The organism is Methylomonas stagni (assembly GCF_050154735.1).
GTDB classification, from domain to species: Bacteria; Pseudomonadota; Gammaproteobacteria; order Methylococcales; family Methylomonadaceae; genus Methylomonas; species Methylomonas koyamae_A.
The window spans coordinates 382,254-401,550 of record NZ_CP189557.1 but is presented as its reverse complement, the minus strand read 5'-3'; the positions used below and the strand labels follow the sequence as shown (position 1 = coordinate 401,550).

11 protein-coding genes are annotated in these 19,297 nt (G+C 57.6%); 10 read left to right on the top strand and 1 reads right to left on the bottom strand.

Annotated elements, in window-relative coordinates:
• Positions 1 to 206 precede the first annotated feature (206 nt).
• A complete protein-coding gene (locus ACP4CD_RS01890) occupies positions 207 to 569 on the top strand; it encodes a NifB/NifX family molybdenum-iron cluster-binding protein (RefSeq protein ID WP_064028632.1) in 363 nt (120 codons plus the stop codon).
• Positions 566 to 940, top strand: a complete 375-nt coding sequence (locus ACP4CD_RS01885) for a hypothetical protein (protein ID WP_064028630.1) — start codon at positions 566 to 568, stop codon at positions 938 to 940. The genes ACP4CD_RS01890 and ACP4CD_RS01885 overlap by 4 nt, the downstream gene beginning before the upstream one ends.
• Before the next feature lie 75 nt (positions 941 to 1,015).
• Here the strand turns inward: ACP4CD_RS01885 and ACP4CD_RS01880 are convergent, their stop codons facing one another.
• Positions 1,016 to 2,092: a PA0069 family radical SAM protein gene (locus tag ACP4CD_RS01880; protein ID WP_426993187.1), complete on the bottom strand. Its 1,077-nt coding sequence runs from the start codon at positions 2,090 to 2,092 to the stop codon at positions 1,016 to 1,018.
• Between the two features lie 369 nt (positions 2,093 to 2,461).
• Between ACP4CD_RS01880 and ACP4CD_RS01875 the strand changes: the two genes are divergently transcribed.
• From ACP4CD_RS01875 to ACP4CD_RS01840, 8 genes are all read left to right on the top strand, one after another.
• Complete coding sequence (locus tag ACP4CD_RS01875) at positions 2,462 to 4,927, top strand: methyl-accepting chemotaxis protein (RefSeq protein ID WP_426993185.1); 2,466 nt, start codon at positions 2,462 to 2,464, stop codon at positions 4,925 to 4,927.
• Positions 4,928 to 5,751: 824 nt separating this feature from the next.
• On the top strand, positions 5,752 to 8,571 hold the full coding sequence (locus tag ACP4CD_RS01870; RefSeq protein ID WP_426993184.1) for a methyl-accepting chemotaxis protein: 2,820 nt from the start codon (positions 5,752 to 5,754) through the stop codon (positions 8,569 to 8,571).
• A 520-nt stretch (positions 8,572 to 9,091) separates the two neighbouring features.
• Complete coding sequence (locus tag ACP4CD_RS01865) at positions 9,092 to 9,688, top strand: cytochrome c (protein WP_071159302.1); 597 nt, start codon at positions 9,092 to 9,094, stop codon at positions 9,686 to 9,688.
• The gene (locus ACP4CD_RS01860; RefSeq protein ID WP_426993181.1) at positions 9,688 to 9,891 is read left to right on the top strand and encodes a hypothetical protein; all 204 of its coding nucleotides are present in this window, start codon (positions 9,688 to 9,690) and stop codon (positions 9,889 to 9,891) included. Before ACP4CD_RS01865 ends, ACP4CD_RS01860 begins: the two co-directional genes overlap by 1 nt.
• Positions 9,888 to 11,120 carry a DcaP family trimeric outer membrane transporter gene (locus tag ACP4CD_RS01855; protein WP_426993179.1) on the top strand — a complete coding sequence of 411 codons (1,233 nt, stop codon included), beginning with the start codon at positions 9,888 to 9,890 and terminating at the stop codon, positions 11,118 to 11,120. The genes ACP4CD_RS01860 and ACP4CD_RS01855 overlap by 4 nt, the downstream gene beginning before the upstream one ends.
• A gap of 201 nt (positions 11,121 to 11,321) precedes the next feature.
• The gene (locus ACP4CD_RS01850) at positions 11,322 to 13,526 is read left to right on the top strand and encodes a methyl-accepting chemotaxis protein (protein ID WP_426993177.1); all 2,205 of its coding nucleotides are present in this window, start codon (positions 11,322 to 11,324) and stop codon (positions 13,524 to 13,526) included.
• 243 nt (positions 13,527 to 13,769) lie between these two features.
• Positions 13,770 to 16,637, top strand: a complete 2,868-nt coding sequence (locus ACP4CD_RS01845; protein ID WP_281020752.1) for a methyl-accepting chemotaxis protein — start codon at positions 13,770 to 13,772, stop codon at positions 16,635 to 16,637.
• Between the two features lie 170 nt (positions 16,638 to 16,807).
• Positions 16,808 to 19,048, top strand: a complete 2,241-nt coding sequence (locus ACP4CD_RS01840) for a methyl-accepting chemotaxis protein (RefSeq protein WP_426993175.1) — start codon at positions 16,808 to 16,810, stop codon at positions 19,046 to 19,048.
• Positions 19,049 to 19,297: the final 249 nt, after the last annotated feature.

The following is a 19,297-nucleotide window of genomic DNA, read 5'->3' as shown; positions in this document are numbered from 1 at the left end:
CGAATCGAACGCCGCAGCAACTTGTCGCAAACCCGACATTTGTCGAGACCGCCACGCGCCGGCACCCGGCAAACCTCGGCAAATCAGCATTCCCGCGCTTGGTATCGCTCTTGCTTAATCGCTAATAATTTGTGTACTCCCGGAATCGCCATGACAAACCGCCCAACTCACCGCCGCGCGACCACCTCGGCCCCTGGAGTTCGCCGATGAGCGCGACGCCGCTGCAAATCGCCGTCGCCACCAAGGACGGCATCTCTATCAACGAACATTTCGGTCACGCCAAACACTTTGCGATCTATCGCTTGACGCCGGACCATTGCGAGCACCTGGAAAGCCGCGACGTCGATCATTACTGCCACGGCCAACACGGCGATCAGAACGCGCTGGCCGGCATACTGGAAACCATCAAGGACTGCGACGCCGTGTTCGTGGCGCGCATCGGCGACGGCCCGACCGCCAAGGTGAACGCCATCGGCGTCGCGGCGGTCGCCGACTACGCCTATATGGCGGTCGAGGAGTCGTTACTCGATTACGCCAAACGGCTGGCCGCCGGCGAGGCCGTCGGATGACGCCGGAAACCGTTGCCGCCTGGGTGGCGGCGCACCCGCTGACCCCGCTGCATGTCGATTGCGCGGTGACGGTGATGCTGAAAATCATCGACGGCAAATGCAAAATGCGCGCCGACGAAAAAGTCGTGATGAGTTTGTTGTACGACCAAATCCGCGACCTGCCCGGTCAGTTGTTGGAGCCGGAGTTGCATGCATTGATCGCGACGGCCCGCGCCGCGCCGGACGACGAAGATCTGAAGAACCGAATCTACGAAAAGCGCTTGTTCGCCGAAACGGCGCTCTCCAGACCGGTGATGAAAGGCTTCAAGGCCATGCTTCGCGAGCAAGGGTTGTTGGAAAAACGCCAGAAAGACGAGGATGCGGACGCTTGATGCACCGAGCTTAACCTGGTTCTACCGTACCCGCCTCGAGCCTGCGCCATTGCCCGCAAGCCGCGCGACTAGCTTTCACTCGAAAAAGTCAAAACTCATCTGCCCGCCGGCCGCCGGCTTGCGGAATAAGTCGGTGCGGAGCGGCGGCAATCCGCGTTCCAGGCCGAGTTTTTTCCGGATTAACCCGAAGCGCTGCGCAATCAAATCGGCGTAGACACCCTCGCCGCGCAAACGCCGATGAAAGCTCGGGTCGTAGACCTTGCCGCCCCGGCTGTCGCGCACCCGGTTCATCACGTGCTCGGCCTTCAGCGGGTAATGCTCGCGCAACCATTCCTCGAATAAGTCGGCCACTTCCAGCGGCAGGCGCAGCAGAATGTATTCCGCGCTGATCGCTCCAGCCCGCTTCGCGGCCGCCACGATGGCTTCCAATTCGTAATCGGTCAACACCGGAATCAACGGCGCAACCATCACGCCGACCGGCACGCCGGCTTCGCTCAAACGAGTCAGCGTTTCCAAGCGGCGCTCGGGCGCGGCGGCGCGCGGCTCCAGCGTCCGCGCCAAGCGGCGATCCAGGGTCGTGATCGACAAGCACACCGACGCCAAGCCCTGGCCGGCCATCTCGGCCAGGATGTCGATATCCCGTTCGATCAGCGCCGATTTGGTGACGATGCCGACCGGATGCCGGGTTTCCCGCAGCACTTCCAAAATGTCGCGCATGGTGCGCTGGCGACGCTCCAGCGGCTGATAGGGATCGGTATTCGTGCCCAGCGCCAGCGGCGCGCAACGGTATTGGCGCTTGCCGAGTTCTTCGCGCAGCAACGTCGCGGCGTCGGGTTTGACCAGGATGCGGCTTTCGAAATCCAACCCCGGCGAATAGCCCAGATACGCGTGGGTCGGCCGCGCGAAACAATACACGCAACCGTGTTCGCAACCCCGGTACGGGTTGACGGAACGGTCGAACGGAATATCCGGCGAATCGTTATAGGTGATCACCGATTTGCTGGCATCGACGATGATTTCGGTCGCCAGCGGAGGCAAGTCGCCGTCCAAGCTCCCCCAGCCGTCGTCCTCGGCCTGGCTTCGTTGTTTTTCGTAGCGGCCGGCGGCATTGCTGACGGCACCGCGACCTTTGTGAATCAGAGGCTTGGACATGACAAAAACCAAAGGAAGAAGCGCGTGCGCGCCCTTCGATTCCGGACGGCCGGTCGTCTAGCGCGGCAAACGCTCGGTTGGGCGACTTCGTCTATCTTGGCAAACTTCGAACCGGCGCGCAAAGCATTTTCGGCCATCGAATTTCCACAGCGCTTAGGTGCGATCCTCCGGGTAACCGTTTCGAATTTGCCTACCCAAACTGGATAGCGACTCAAAATGGTCTAAGCTAATCCGAGAAAAACCGTAAGCCCCGGCCAAAGCCTAGCGTTTCGCGAAGCGCGGACAAATTTGATCGAACGCCCGCCCTACGGCCCGCGCCAGCGTCCCGCCCACATCTCAGATCCTAAACGACATCCAGGGAGAAACACCATGACTGTTAAACAGAGACTTTTACTCCTTTCGTCTTCCGCCATGCTGGGCTTGGTCGGACTGGCGCTGTTAGGCTATATCCAGCTCGCGAAAGTTTACGACGCGGCGAGTTATGCCGGCGTCAACACGGTACCGACCTATCGGATATTTTTCGAGATTCGAAAACAACTGGCCGATTTGAGGGAATATTCGTTGTTTCACGTCATCATCACCGATCCGGCCGGCATGGCGACATTGGAGCCGAAAATCGCCGAAGCCCGCGCGAAATTGGACGACACGTTTAAGCGCTATACCTTGGACGCCTGCAACGGCGCCAGTTGCCTTTCGGACGCCAAGGAACAGGCCATGCTCGACAACGTTAAATCGCTGTTGGCGGCGTACGATATTCCACGTCTAAAAGTTTTCGATTTCTCTAGGCAAAACCGCACCAAGGAGGCCGAGACGATCGTCAGAGAAGAATTGATGCCCGCCGTCAGGAAACTGCAGGACGCCATTCAGACGGAAATGGATTACAACTCCCAATTGGCCGACCAAGGAATGCTCGAAGCGAGCCGTATCCAGCAAAGCGCCACCAATACTTCGGTCGGCATCGCGGTACTGATCACACTGCTAGTTGGGATGATGAGCTGGATGATCATCCGCAATTTAATGCGCCAACTGGGCGGCGAACCGGACGCGGTCGCCGGACTGGCCAATCAAATCGCTGTCGGCGATCTCAGCGGCACCATCGTGTTACAAGCCGGCGATAACGCCAGCGTGATGGCCGCGATGAAGCACATGAGCGACACCATCAAAACGCTGCTGACCGCCATGGGCCAAATGGCCCAATCTCAAGAAGCCGGCGATATCGATGCCGTTGTCGATGCTGCTAAATTTCAAGGCAGTTTTAGAACCATGGCGCAAGGTGTCAACGACATGGTCGGCGCTCAAGTCGCGGTTACCCAAAAAGCCATGGGCGTATTCAAAAACTTCGGCCAAGGGGACTTCGAAGCCAATATCGAAAAGCAACCCGGCAAGCGTGCGTTTATCAACGAAGCGATTGAATTGGTACGCGGCAATCTGAAAAGTTTTATCGCCGACATGAACCGTATGGCCGGGCAGCACGACGCCGGCGAAATCGATTTCAAGATCGATACCGGCAAATTCCAAGGCGAATTCGCGACGATGGCTAAAGGCGTCAACGACATGGTCGGCGCCCACATCGCCGTCAACCAAAAAGCCATCGCCTGCTTCGAGCAATTCGGCCAAGGCAACCTGGATGCCGATATTGAAAAACTTCCCGGCAAACTGATCTTTATCAATAACGCCATCGATAAAATCCGCGCCAATTTGCGCGCGGTCATCGCCGATACCGATACCCTGATCAAAGCCGCCGCCGAGGGCCGCCTGGACGTCCGCGCCGACGCCGCCAAGCACCAAGGCGACTTCCGCAGATTGGTTCAAGGCATCAACGACATCATCGACGGCATCGTGCTGCCGGTTAACGAAGCCATCGAAGTACTAACCTTGGTCGAACAAGGCGATCTGACCCGCGCCGTGAAAGGCAACTATCGCGGTCAACTCGGCGAATTCAAGGACACCGTCAACAACACGCTGGCCAAACTATCGCAAACCATCGCCGAAGTGGTTTCGGCCGCCAATCAGTTAGGCAACGCCTCCGAACAAATCCAGTCCACCTCGCAAGCCTTGTCGCAAGCCGCCAGCGAACAAGCCGCGGGCGTCGAGGAAACCAGCGCCAGCATCGAGGAAATGGCCGCCAGCATCGGCCAGAACGCCGAAAACGCCAAGGTCACCGACGGCATGGCCACCAAAGCCTCGCAGGAAGCGGTCGAGGGCGGCGCCGCCGTCAAGCAAACCGTCGAGGCGATGAAAAGCATCGCCGGCAAGATCGGCATCATCGACGACATCGCCTATCAAACCAATATGCTGGCTTTGAACGCCGCGATCGAGGCCGCCAGGGCCGGCGATCACGGCAAGGGCTTCGCGGTAGTCGCCGCCGAGGTACGCAAACTGGCCGAGCGCAGTCAGATCGCCGCCCAGGAAATCGGCCAATTGGCCGAAACCAGCGTCAGCACCGCCGAAAGCGCCGGCCGCTTGCTGGACGCCATCGTGCCCAGCATCGCCAAAACCTCCGATCTGGTGCAGGAAATCGCCGCCGCTTCCCAGGAACAGTCGGCCGGCGTCAGCCAAGTCAATACCGCGATGAATCAAATGAACCAAATCACCCAGCAAAACGCCGCCGCCAGTGAAGAATTGGCTTCCACCGCCGAGGAAATGACCGGCCAGGCCGAGCAATTGCAAGGCTTGATGAGTTTCTTCAAGATCAGCGGCGCGACGGGCAACACCGGCGGCGGGCAACGCCGAACCGCTCATTCTACAACCCAAGCCAAGATCAAACACGCACCCACCAACCCGAACGACCCGACCCACCTGGATTTGAATCTGCATCAATTCGAACGGTTCTAGGTTCGCCCGCGAATAAGTAAAACGCCGTTACAATGCGCTGCTTTTACCCCGGCACGAAAAGCCGGGGTAAAAGCCCCTCAACCGGCTTAATCGACTGACGATGAATGTCGTGAGGCACAACGTGCGGACATGCCGTTGTCGGAACCGCCCATGATCGCGACCAACGCCGCCCCCACGCACTGACTTACTTTTCCGAGACGATCCCCGGCGGCGGTTTCAAAATCGTTCGCCCGGCAGCTCCGCGCAGCTAATCGCCAAGCGGGCTCGCGGCCTCGTATCTCCGAGGGTCTTCGCTACACCACAGACGCCCCTGATCGATAGTCGGCGTCTAAGTTATCAACTCCATCGCCAAACATAACAGCAAACTATACCGCGTAGATTTAACGCTGGCCTCAAATTCCTCAACATCGAATACATTCGCCGGAAACGACAATAGCCCAACGCTGGACTCACTCAAATACCGAGGACACCGGCAACCCAATTTTTTCATCAACCACATGTAAAACAATTGATTTTTTTCATTAACGAAACTAGTTACTCCGAGCAAACGCCGCACTTTCGCGGCACCACGTGGAGCGCTGGGCAATAAGTAGCTCGCTAACTCACCACACTTTAGCTAACGCGTAAAAAGATTATTTTTTTGAACCCCATGGCATAGCGCATGATAATAGGCTATAGATATTTAGCGCAAAACAAGGCATTCTAAAATGCCGCACCCGACAAGCTATCCGGCGACCTCGGTCCAGCAGGCTCAAAGAACACGGGGTCCGTCATGGAACGGCCGGCCGAATCAAGTCAGGGAAGCTCAACATCGGGAGGTCCACATGTCCATCGTACAACGCATGTCGCTTTTGATCGGAATCGCTTTACTAGGCCTGTCCAGTCTGGCGGGCGTCAGTTATCAACAATTGGATAGTGTCTTTACGGCCGCCAACTACGCCAACGCCAATAGCGTGCCCTCGCTGATTGCGCTGAATCGCCAATTCAAAACCTTCGGCCAAGTTCGAGCCAGACTTTATCGGCACGTATCGAATACCGATCCGGACAAGATCGACGAATTAAATCAATCGATAACCGAGGCACTCAGCGCATTCGAAACCAGCCTGAAGCAGTACGACGCTCTGGTATCCGACGCCGAGGACAAGCGCCTGTACACCGCTAACCTCGCGGCCTTCGAAAAATACCGGGCCGGCGTCGAGACCGTTTTGGCGCTGTCCAAGCAAAACCGTAAGGACCAAGCGCTAGCGGCGCTGGAGCAAATGACGCCGATCGCCGCGACGCTCCAAGATGCACTCGAACAGCAAGGCCAATATAACGGCAATCTGGCCGAACAAAGTGCCGGCCAAGCCAAGGACATCAAAGCCCACGCCTCGATATGGCTAGCGGTCATCGCACTACTGGCGTTGGCGACGATCGCACTATTAGGCTGGTTTGTGACCCGCAAACTGAGCCGCCAATTGGGCGGCGAACCGGACGAAGTCGCTCGATTGGCGGGCAGGATAGCCGTCGGCGATCTGAGCGGCGAGATTCGGATTGACGCCACCGATACCGCCAGCGTCATGGCTGCGATGAAACATATGAGCGACACGATTAAATCCCTGCTGGCCGACATGAACCGGATGGCCGCCGAACACGAGCAAGGCAATATCGACGCGGTCGTCGACAGCCAACGCTTTCAAGGCAGCTTTCGACAAATGGCGCAAGGCGTCAACGACATGGTATCTGGGCATATCGCCGTCAAGAAGAAAGCGATGGCGGTGTTCAAGGCCTTCGGCGAAGGCGATTTCGACGCCCCGATGGAGCGCTTGCCCGGTAAGAAAGTCTTCATCAACGACACGATAGAACTGGTGCGCGGCAATCTGAAAGCCGTGATGGCGGACACCAATACGCTGATCAGCGCCGCCGCCGAAGGCCGCTTGGACGCGCGCGCCGATGCCGGCCGGCATAAAGGCGACTTCAATAAACTGGTGCAAGGCATCAACCAAATCTTGGATGCCATTTTGATCCCGATCGGCGAAGGCAACCGCGTTCTTAGCCTGATTCGCGGCGGCGACCTGCGCCAACGCGTCGAGATCGCTTGCAAGGGCGACCACGACAAAATGAAACAAGCCGTCAACGGCGTGCATGCCTGGCTGTCCGATCTGATCGCCTACGTCACTAAACTGGCGAACGGCGACATGAGCGCGGAAATGGCGAAGGCCTCCAGCGACGATCAAATACACGAGTGGCTGATGCTACTCAAGCACAACATTCAGGCGCTGGTCACCGACGCCAACAAGCTATCGCAAGCCGCCGTCGAAGGCCGTTTGGCCACCCGCGCCGACGCCACCCAGCACCAAGGCGATTTCCGCAAGATCGTCGAAGGCGTCAACGACACGCTGGACGCGGTGATCGGCCCGCTCAACGTCGCCGCCGACTACGTCGATAACATCGCCAAGGGTAATATCCCGGCCAAAATCACCGACACCTATCACGGCGATTTCAACATTCTGAAAAACAACCTGAACACCTGCATAGACGCCGTGAACGCCTTGGTCGCGGATGCCAACAAACTGTCGCAAGCCGCCGTCGAAGGCCGCTTGGCAACCCGCGCCGACGCCACCCAGCACCAAGGCGATTTCCGTAAAATCGTCGAGGGCGTCAACCAAACCTTGGACGGCGTCATCCTGCCGATCAACGAAGTCGTCGAGGTGCTGCGGCTGGTCGAACAAGGCGACCTGACCCGTCCGGTCAAAGGCAATTACCAAGGCCAATTGGGCGAATTCAAGGATACCGTCAACAACACCATCGCGAAATTGTCGCAAACCATCGCCGAAGTGGTCGCCGCCGCCGAACAACTGGGTACCGCGTCCAAGCAAGTCAGCGCCACGTCGCAGTCGCTGTCGCAAGCGTCCAGCGAACAAGCCGCCAGCGTCGAGGAAACCTGCGCCAGCATCGAACAAATGGCGTCCAGCATCAATCAGAATGCCGATAACGCCAAGGTCACCGACGGCATGGCGACCAAGGCCTCGCAAGAAGCCAACGAGGGCGGCGAGGCGGTCAAGCAAACCGTCGTGGCCATGCGAGACATCGCCAGTAAAATCGGCATCATCGACGACATTGCCTACCAAACCAACATGCTGGCGCTGAATGCCGCCATCGAAGCGGCCCGGGCCGGAGACCACGGTAAGGGCTTCGCGGTGGTCGCCGCCGAAGTACGCAAACTGGCGGAACGAAGTCAGATCGCGGCCCAGGAAATCGGCAAGCTCGCCGAAACCAGCGTCAATACCGCGGAAAGTGCCGGTAAGCTGCTGGATTCCATTGTACCCAGCATCGCCAAAACCTCCGATTTGGTGCAGGAAATCGCCGCCGCCTCGCAGGAACAATCGGCCGGCGTTAGCCAAGTCAATACCGCGATGAATCAGATGAACCAAATCACCCAACAGAACGCCTCCGCCAGCGAGGAGCTGGCCTCCACCGCCGAGGAGATGACCAGCCAATCCTTACAACTGCAAAATCTGATGAGTTTTTTCAAAATTGCCCGCGCCGCCGGACAAATTAACCCAGTCCGCGCGCCGGAACATCGCAAATCGAGCATGCCGCGCGACCTCCCCGAACACGCCGCGAGCGGCACCGTGGATTTGCACCAATTTCAGCACTTTTAAACGACCAAACGCTTAATCCAGCCTAACCGTGAACGCTGGACTGCCCGCCGCCCATCCCGCGGCGGGCCGTCGTTCGATTCCATCACGTGCTCGCGACGGTCTCACCAACACGCAGACCTGGTAAAGCGGGCTAGAGCCCGGTTTGATAACCATCGACAGCTCGGACTCAACACCCATCTGCTCCGCTAAAACGACCTCCGGATACTAGCGTATGACCATTCCGGGGACTTTCAAACGCCCCTCCGAGTCCAGCCTCGAGACCGCGAATCACCGAATCGTCAGCCACAAGCATCCCCACTCGCGTAGGCTTGGCGGAGGCTTAGATACCAGCCGACAGGGCGCCTTTGGCAACCCTACGTTCGGCGACGTTTCCAGCGCCAGCCGATTTGCGGCAAATTCCGTTCTACACTTATGGAATTACCGATCAAGCCCCTTCTACGCCTGACCGACAGGCTGGAAGACCGGCTTACTCCGGCGGCTTTCAAACCGAGCCCGCCATCCATACCAGGAGACATTCCACATGCCATTGCCCACCCTCGCTAAGCTGAATGCAACCGCTTTCACGGTACCGCCTGCCCTGGGCACCGCGTTTGCCGTGGCGCCATCAGCACGATCGCGAGCGCGGGCGTCGTCCCGGCGCTACGCGGCAAACGCGCTGCTCGCCTTGGCGTTGACAGCCTGCGGTAGCGGCGGACAGCGACCGGCGCCGCCAAAATTGATCGACACCGGCAAACCGGCCCTGCACGCCATCGACAGCCAAGACCTGCGGCAGTCGATGCAACGCATGCATAACTTGATGTACGAACGCAATTTGACCGAGCACGAGATGGACAACCAACGCCGCGAAGCCCTCTCTCGCGTGCAACAAGCGGCGGAAGGCGTCGAGCACGCTCTGGCGGCGATGCGTCTAGCCATGCCAAACCTGCATCTTGAATCGGACGAACAAAAAGTCTTCGCTTCGCTGGCGGATAAACTGCTGATCCAGGCCGGGCAACTGAAATCCCAAGCGCAAACCTTGCAGATCGACGCGATTCCAACCACGTTGGAAGCCATTTCGGCAACCTGTACGTCCTGCCACGAGTTGTTCCGCGACTTCAAGAAACCGGGAGGCCAATAATGCGTAGCCATCCTCGCCTGCTCCTCACCATCGCTACCGGCGTATTTCCGCTAGCCGCGACAGCGGCCGACGATGTGCGCGCCTTGTTGCGGCAACTCGGCGACCAAGTCGCCGAACTCAAGCAACACGCCGATCAAGCCGATGCCAGAATCCGCGAACTGGAAACCCGCTTGGCCGCCGAGCAACAAAAAACCGGCAATTGACGACCCAATCCCCGCCGGCGGCGAATGGCGTCGTCGCCGTTTCGGCCAGTCCCGTCGCCAACCCTATCGAAGCGAAGCCGGAAACCAAGCCGCCGGTCACGTTGGGCGATACCAAGGGCACCTTTAAGATACCCGGCACCGACACCTCGCTGGGCTTCGGCGGCTTCGTAAAACTGGACGTCAACGAAAACAGCGTCAGCGCGCCCTCGTTTGGCGACCAATATTTGTCCATCTCGAATATTCCGGTATCGCATCGCGGCGAGGACAGTCAACTAGCGTTCAACGCCAGGGAAAGCCGCTTCTGGTTCAAATCGTTCACACCCAGCGCTTGGGGCGATATCAACACCTACCTGGAACTGGATCTGTACGGGGCCGCCGCCAGCTATACGCCCCGATTGCGCCATGCCTACGGATCGTTCGGCAATTTCCTGGCCGGCCAAACCTGGACCACGTTTTTAAACGAATTGGCGGCACCGGACACTTTGGATAATGCCGGCCCGGTCGGTCTCGCTAAATTTCGCCAACCGCTAGTGCGTTGGACCCAGCCGTTTAAATTGGCCGGCGAGAGCTTGGATTTGCAACTGGCGGCCGAATCCCCCAACAGCACGCTGTGGACCGGCAGCGGCTGGAGTCCGGCGCTCGGTACGCTGACCTACGACAACCTCACCACCACCGGCGACGATCGCTATCCGGACCTGATCGCCAAACTGGTCTACAAACCGGACTGGGGCAATCTATCGTTGGCGGCGATGGGCCGGCAGATTCGCAATGCCAACAATACCAGTGGCGCGGCGCGAGAAGCTTGGGGCGGCGGCGTCAGCCTGGCCGGCAAAATCGATGTCTTCGAACTCGACAATATCCGCTTCACGCTGAATTACGGCAACGCGATAGGCCGTTATTCTTCGGTCAACCGTCTGGAAGACGCCGCTCTGGATTCGGCCGGCAATCTGCATTTGGTCAATGTCTACAGCGCCGTGACGGCCTACCAACATTGGTGGAGCAACACCTGGCGCAGCAGCTTCGCCTACGGTTTCGAGCAAGCCGACCAGCCCGATTTCGTGGCCGCGACGATGACTCGCCAAGCCCAATCGGTACACGCCAACTTGCTGTGGAGTCCGTTGCCGCAAGCCACCTTGGGCATTGAATACCTGTACGGCAGCCGCGAATTGATCGACGGCCGCAACGGTAACATCAGCCGGGCCATGTTCTCGGCCAAATACAATTTTTAAACTTTGCCGGATACGGGCAAAGTTAGCGGTTTCGCTCCGCTAATTCCTTGCTTTTCGTCTAGGCTTAGATTAACCGGGATCGTCGTGCGGATTTAGCCGACAAGCCAATTCGCTCGACGTCATCGAACACTCATTCGCCGAAGGTTTCAAATTCGGCATCAACAAAACCGACATGTCGATTCAATCTTTACGGAGGAGCCAATGTTTAACAACATGAAAATCGCGGTAAAACTGGGGCTTAGCTTTGGAGTCGTGTTGCTCCTGCTGGGCGCTATCGTGTGGGTAGGGATCGCCAATATGGGCAATTTGGCCGAAACCACCCGCTCCATTGTGGAAGAAGATTTCGTCAAGGTGAAATACGCCAGCGACATGGTCGAAAACACCCTGGATAACGGCCGGCTGATGCGCAATATGTTACTGACCGACGACGAAAGCAAACTTCAGGAAATGAAGCGGGATGCTCAGACCAATCGCGACGAGAACAAAACCATACTCGCCAAATTGGATGCCTTGATCCAATCCGAGAAGGGCCGCGCGCTGCTCGAGGCTGTCGGCAACCAGCGCAATCTGCTCTCGTCGAAATACGACACGTTTTACAGTCTGCTCGCCGACAAGACCAAGGGTAAGACCGCCGCCACCGAATTTCTATTGAAAGACTGGGCACCTAACAACACCGCCTACGTGACCGCAGTGAAAGCGGTAAACGATTTCCAAAACGAAAGGATGAAACAGGCCTATAAAGATGCCGACGATTTGTACGACAGCAGCAAAACCATCATGTTTGGCGTCGCGCTGGTCGCGTTGCTGATTAGCCTACTGATTGCCTGGTTTGTGACGAGAGGACTGATTCGCCAACTGGGCGGCGAACCGGGCGATGTGGCCGCGCTGGCCAACCGAGTCGCGATCGGCGATCTTAGCAGTGAAATCCGCTTGGCCGCCGGCGATACCACTAGCGTGATGGCCGCGATGAAGCATATGAGCGACACCATCAAAGTCCTACTGACCGACATGGACCATATGGCTCGCGAACACGACAAGGGCGAAATCGACGCCATCGTCGACGGCGGCAAATTTCAAGGCAGTTTTAGGACCATGGCCCAAGGCGTCAACGACATGGTCGGCGCCCATATCGCGGTCAAGAAAAAAGCCATGGCGGTATTCAAAGAGTTTGGCAACGGCAATTTCGAAGCCGACATCGAAAAACTGCCCGGCAAAAAAGCGTTTATCAACGAAGCCGTCGATCTGGTACGCACGAACTTGAAGGCCGTCATCGCCGATACCGATACCTTGATCAAAGCCGCCGCCGAGGGCCGCCTGGACGTCCGCGCCGACGCCGGCAAGCACCAAGGCGACTTCCGCAGATTGGTGCAGGGCATCAACGACATCATCGACGGCATCGTGTTGCCGGTTAACGAAGCGGTGGAAGTGTTGGGTCTGGTCGAGCAAGGGGATTTGACGCGAACCGTCAAAGGCAACTATCAAGGCCAACTCGGCGAATTCAAGGACACCGTCAACAATACCATCGCCAAACTGTCCGAGACCATCGCCGAGGTCGTCTCCGCGACCAATCAGTTAAGCAACGCTTCCGAACAAATCCAATCCACCTCGCAAGCCTTGTCGCAAGCCGCCAGCGAACAAGCCGCCGGCGTCGAGGAAACCAGCGCCAGCATTGAGGAAATGGCCGCCAGCATCGGCCAGAACGCCGAAAACGCCAAGGTCACCGACGGCATGGCCACCAAGGCCTCGCAGGAAGCGGTCGAGGGCGGCGCGGCTGTCAAACAAACCGTCGAGGCGATGAAAAGCATCGCCGGCAAAATCGGCATCATCGACGACATCGCCTATCAAACCAATATGCTGGCCCTGAACGCCGCTATCGAGGCCGCCAGGGCCGGCGACCACGGCAAAGGGTTCGCGGTGGTCGCCGCCGAGGTGCGCAAGCTGGCCGAGCGCAGTCAGATCGCCGCCCAGGAAATCGGCCAATTGGCCGAAACCAGCGTCAGCACCGCCGAAAGCGCCGGCCGCTTGCTGGACGCCATCGTGCCCAGCATCGCCAAAACCTCCGATCTGGTGCAGGAAATCGCCGCCGCCTCGCAGGAACAATCAGCCGGCGTCAGCCAAGTCAATACCGCGATGAATCAGATGAACCAAATCACCCAGCAAAACGCCGCCGCCAGTGAAGAATTGGCTTCCACCGCCGAGGAAATGACCGGTCAGGCCGAGCAATTGCAAAGTTTGATGAGCTTTTTTAAGATCGCCAACGCCGGCGGCCAACGTCGCGTCAGCACTTCCCACGGCGGCCATGCGCCTCACGCCAAACCGGGGGTTATCAAACTCGGCCCGACGCCAGCCCGCCACCACGATCAAGCCGGCTTGGATTTGGAAATGCAGCATTTCGAGCGCTTCTAGCTCGCCTCGCCTCCCCCGGCACGGCTTTCGATCCGGATATCAGCGAGTTCGAACGTATTCGAGCCGACCCGACAGCGCTTACGCGACCGCATCGGCCAACGTTTGGAAGGCGATTGTCGATCTAAAAACAAAACCGGCAACTAGCGAGCCTTACTTAACCACTCGCTCCAGGCACGGCATACGGTGAATCAACGCCGGACTATGGTTCGGCATCTTCTTCAACTCAGTTGGGAGAATTTAACCATGATAAGCACAATTAAAGGGCGTTTGACGAGTTTAATCGTTTTCATGGCCTTGCTGGCTGTCGCGGTGGGTGGTAGCGGATTGCTAGGCATCAACGCGGTCGTCGAGTCGATGGACAACACCTACCGCGGCAAAGTCGTTCCCGGCCAATTATTGGCCAAAATGCTGCAACTGAATAACGACAACCGCACCAACATCATGCTGGCACTGCAACACGATCCAGCCTCGCCGCACGCCAAACTGCACGATCATCCGCTCAGCCTGCACATCGAAGCGACCGAAACCAATCGCAAGCAAATGGCTGATTTGCTCGATGAATACCAAAAACTGCCGATCGGCCCGGAAGAAAAAGCTTTGCTCGACCAATATCTGAGCGCCCGCGACGTTTACCGGCAAAACGCCAGTAACCCCGCATGGGACGCGATCAAAGCCGGGAATTTCGAACTAGGCCATCGTTTGTTATTGACTCAAGTCAATCCTGAATTCAAAAAGTTACAGGCGATCGGGGAACAACTGTTATCGCGCACGCTAAAACTGACGGAAGCGGCCAATCAGTCCGCGGAACAAAGTAGCGCTAACTTACAAAATACGATGCTGGCCGGCACATTGTTATCGATCGGGATTGGTTTTTATCTCGCTTGGCGTTTAGCGAATTCGCTATTACGACAATTAGGCGCGGAGCCGGGCGAGGCTGTCGGCGTTGCCCAACGCATAGCCGTCGGCGACCTCTCCTACCCTTTCCAACTGCAACACGACGATCGGGACAGTTTGATGGCCGAGATGAAAAACATGAGCGACACCATCAAGCACATGTTGGAACAAATGGCCTGGATGTCGAGCGAACACGAAAAGGGCGACATTGATGTCATGGTAGATACCGATCGCTTCCAAGGCAGTTTCAAGGCCATGGCGCAAGGGGTTAACGACATGGTCAACGCTCACATCGACGTCAAGAAAAAAGCCATGAAGGTGTTTACGGCCTTCGGTCAAGGCGATTTCAACGCCGATATCGAGAGACTGCCCGGTAAAAAAGTATTCATCAATGAAACCGTCGACTTGGTACGCGGCAACTTGCAAGGCTTCATCGCCGATATGAATCACATGTCCGAGGAACACGAGAAAGGCGATATCGATGTGGTGATGGCGGTTGAAAAATACCAAGGCGATTTTCGCAAAATGGCACAAGGCGTCAACGATATGGTCAACGCCCACATTGACGTAAAGAAGAAAGCCATGGCCGTGTTTAAAGCCTTTGGGGAAGGCAATTACGACGCTGATATGGCGAAATTGCCGGGTAAAAAAGCCTTTATCAACACCACCGTCGACTTGGTGCGCGAGAACCTGCGTCGCTTCGCGGAAGCGGCGCGGGAGTCCGCAACCATCAAGGCTACGTTGGATAACGCCTCGATCAACGTGATGTTGGCCGACAACGACGGCGTGATTCGCTATCTGAACAAATCCACCATGGCCTTGATGCGCCGCTCGGAGCCGGAAATGCGCAAGTTGTTTAGCGATTTTGCGGCGGACAATATTCTCGGTCGGAATTTCGATGTATTCCATCGGAATCCCGCCCATCAACGCAATTTGTTAGCCCATCTAACCAGTCCGCATGTTGTGCAAATCGAGGTGGGAAACTTGATCTTCCGGCTAACGGCCAGCCCCTCCTACGACAACGAGGGGCGGCGGAGCGGATCGATGATCGAATGGCTGGAGCGTTCGGCGGAAGTCAACGCCGAACGGGAAATATCCCAAGTTGTCGAAGCCGCGGTAGCCGGCGATTTTCGACCAATTAGCGTTGCCGACAAACAGGGCTTCTTAAAAAACGTCGCCGAAGGCATCAATCAGATCACCGATACGGTCAATGTGGCGTTTCAGGACACGATAGAAATGGCCCAAGCCCTGGAAAATGGCGATCTAACTCGCACGATTAACCGCGATTACCAAGGCGTCTACGATCAAGTCAAACAAAGTCTCAACAATACCGTCATCAAGCTGTCGCAAACCATCGGCGAGGTCAGAGAGGCCACCGACCAACTCGGCAACGCCTCGCAGCAAATCAGCGGTACCTCGCAGTCCTTGTCGCAAGCCGCCAGCGAACAAGCCGCCGGCGTCGAGGAAACCAGCGCCAGCATCGAGCAAATGGCGGCCAGCATCGGCCAAAACGCCGAAAACGCCAAGATCACCGACGGCATGGCCACCAAAGCCTCGCAGGAAGCGGTCGAGGGCGGCGCGGCCGTCAAGCAAACCGTCGAGGCGATGAAAAGCATCGCCGGCAAAATCGGCATCATCGACGACATCGCCTATCAAACCAATATGCTGGCCCTGAACGCCGCTATCGAGGCCGCCAGGGCCGGCGACCACGGCAAAGGCTTCGCGGTAGTCGCCGCCGAGGTGCGCAAACTGGCCGAGCGCAGTCAGATCGCCGCCCAGGAGATCGGCCAATTGGCCGAAACCAGCGTCAGCACCGCCGAAAGCGCCGGCCGTTTGCTGGACGCCATCGTGCCCAGCATCGCTAAAACCTCCGATCTGGTGCAGGAAATCGCCGCCGCTTCCCAGGAACAGTCGGCCGGCGTCAGCCAAGTCAATAACGCGATGAATCAGATGAACCAAATCACCCAGCAAAATGCCGCCGCCAGCGAGGAACTGGCCGCCACCGCCGAGGAAATGACCAGCCAGGCCGAGCAATTGCAAAGTTTGATGAGCTTTTTTAAGATCGCCAGTTCCGGCGGTCGGCATCGTTCAGGCGTTTCTCACGGCGGCCACGCGCATCACGCCAAACCTGGGGTTATCAAACTCGGCCCGACGCCAGCCCGCCACCACGATCCAACGGGCTTGGATCTAGAATTGCAGCATTTCGAGCGATTTTAAAATCCACTGTGGCGCAACGCGCTTAGAGCGCTACCGCCTCGCCGTCCGAATCCGTCCGAGCCGGGCGGTCGGGCGGCGACTTTAAGCCGTCGGCATCTTGAGCGTCTGGGAAATCATCGATTACAACCGGCTAGCAGCAATGCGGACGATGCCGCACATCAGGAGCCAGCATGAACACTGATCCCTTTGCAATCCTAGCCCAGCCTAACGGCAATTTTCAATCCGAACGGCATCGCTTCAGTTTACGCGCGGCGGGGATTCGCTTGCTGTTGCTACTGAGTCTGGTCGGCGCCGCACAAATCACGGTCAGCTTCCGGATTGCCGACAACATTGCCGAGTTCAACAGGCAAGCCGAGCATGCCACCGATGCGGTAGATCGCGCGCATTTGCTCCAATACCACATTTCGCAAATTCAGCAATATCTAACCGACATCAGTGCGACCGGCGACGAAGAAGGCTTCGACGACGCCAAGCGGCATGCCGAGGAAAGCCGGCGTTTGTTGAATGAAATATTATTACTGCTTCCGCAAAGTAACGCCGCCGTAAACGAAATCCGCGAAAAATTGGAGCGTTTTTACGATGTGGGTATCGAAATGGCCCGCGTATATCTTACCGAAGGCAAGGTAGCCGGTAATCGCGCGATGAAGCAACCGGATACCGGTTTCGACGCTCGATCCAACACACTGATAGAGAGTTTGGACATATTAAGTCGTCCTTTGGAACGGCAAGCCGATTCGGCAAAAAACCAATTGAATATCGAAGTTTCGCAAATGCGGCGGTGGTCGACGGCGTTAAATCTGCTTAGTTTGCTCGCGGTTATTGGTTTGTGCCTGCAAGGCTTTCGGCAACTGTGGAACTGCCTCGGCGGCGAGCCTGAAGTCGTCGCTGAATTGGCCAACGGTATCGCCACGGGCGACTTGAATCAATCCGTTAAGCTTCGCGCCAACGACAACTCGAGCGTGATGGCGGCGATGCTGCATATGAGCAACACCATTAAAGCCTTGCTGGCAGCGATGGATCATATGTCCAGCGAACACCAAAAAGGCGATATCGATGTCATGGTGGACGCTACCCGATTCAAGGGTGGATTTAAAACCATGGCGCAAGGCGTCAACGAGATGGTGAGCGCCCACATTGCCGTCAAGAAACAAGCCATGGCCTGCATCCAATTATTCGGCGAAGGCAACTTGGATGCGCCGCTGGAACGATTTCCCGGCAAAAAAGCCTTCATCAACGACACTGTCGAACAGTTGCGCGGAAACTTGAAACAAATTGTCGGAGAAATCCGAGACATCGTCTCGGCGGCCAACCGAGGCGACTTTAGCGTCAAGATGGATATTACCGGTAAAGCCGGTTTCACTAAGGAGTTGTCGGAACTGCTGAATCAGCTATCCGGAACCGTGGACATCGCCTTCAAGGATACGATTGACGTGGCTGAAGCCATGGAACAAGGCAACCTGACCAAAACCGTCACCCGCCAATATCAAGGCGCATACGATCAGGTCAAGCAAAGCCTCAACAACACCGTCGCCAAGCTCTCCCAAACCATTACAGACGTGGTTTCGGCCGCCGATCAAATAAGCAGCGCCTCCGAACAAATCCAATCCACGTCTCAATCGCTGTCGCAAGCGTCCAGCGAGCAAGCCGCCGGTGTCGAGGAAACCAGCGCCAGCATCGAGCAAATGGCCGCCAGCATCGGCCGGAACGCCGAAAACGCCAAGGTCACCGACGGCATGGCCGCCAAAGCCTCGCAGGAAGCGGTCGAGGGCGGCGCCGCCGTCAAGCAAACCGTCGAGGCGATGAAAAGCATCGCCGGCAAAATCGGCATCATCGACGACATCGCCTATCAAACCAATATGCTGGCCCTGAACGCCGCCATCGAGGCCGCCAGGGCCGGCGATCACGGCAAGGGCTTCGCGGTGGTGGCCGCCGAGGTACGCAAACTGGCCGAGCGCAGTCAGATCGCCGCCCAGGAAATCGGCCTATTGGCCGAAACCAGCGTCAGCACCGCCGAAAGCGCCGGCCGCTTGCTGGACGCCATCGTGCCCAGCATCGCCAAAACCTCCGCTCTGGTGCAGGAAATCGCCGCCGCCTCGCAAGAACAATCGGCCGGCGTCGCCCAAGTCAATACCGCGATGAATCAGATGAACCAAATCACCCAGCAAAACGCCGCCGCCAGTGAAGAATTGGCTTCCACCGCCGAGGAAATGACCGGCCAGGCCGAGCAATTACAAAGTTTGATGAGCTTTTTTAAGATCGCCAGTTCCGGCGGCCAACGTCGCGCCAGCACTTCTCACCGCGGCCACGCACCTCACGCCAAACCCACGGCCACCAAGCGCGGAGCGGCGCCAAGCCGTCGCCACGATGCGACCGGCTTGGCGCCGGAATTGCCGTATTTCGAGCGTTTTTAGAAAGAAATAGCGGAAGGGCGATGCAACAATACGTCCTGCTATTGGCACCCAGCCAGTGGGCTAAATTTGGGCTTCTGGCAGACGCCGACCGGCAGCTCCGTTTGGGGAAGCCGCCGGTCGGCTCAAGATTCGTTCGGCAAAAACCGTCATGTACCCTGTCATCCAGGTGTAAACCAAGTCGTAACATTTCGCGCGGAATCCGGCGTTCGGCAAGGAAAACACCCAGCCGAAACCGGCAGGTCGCAGGAA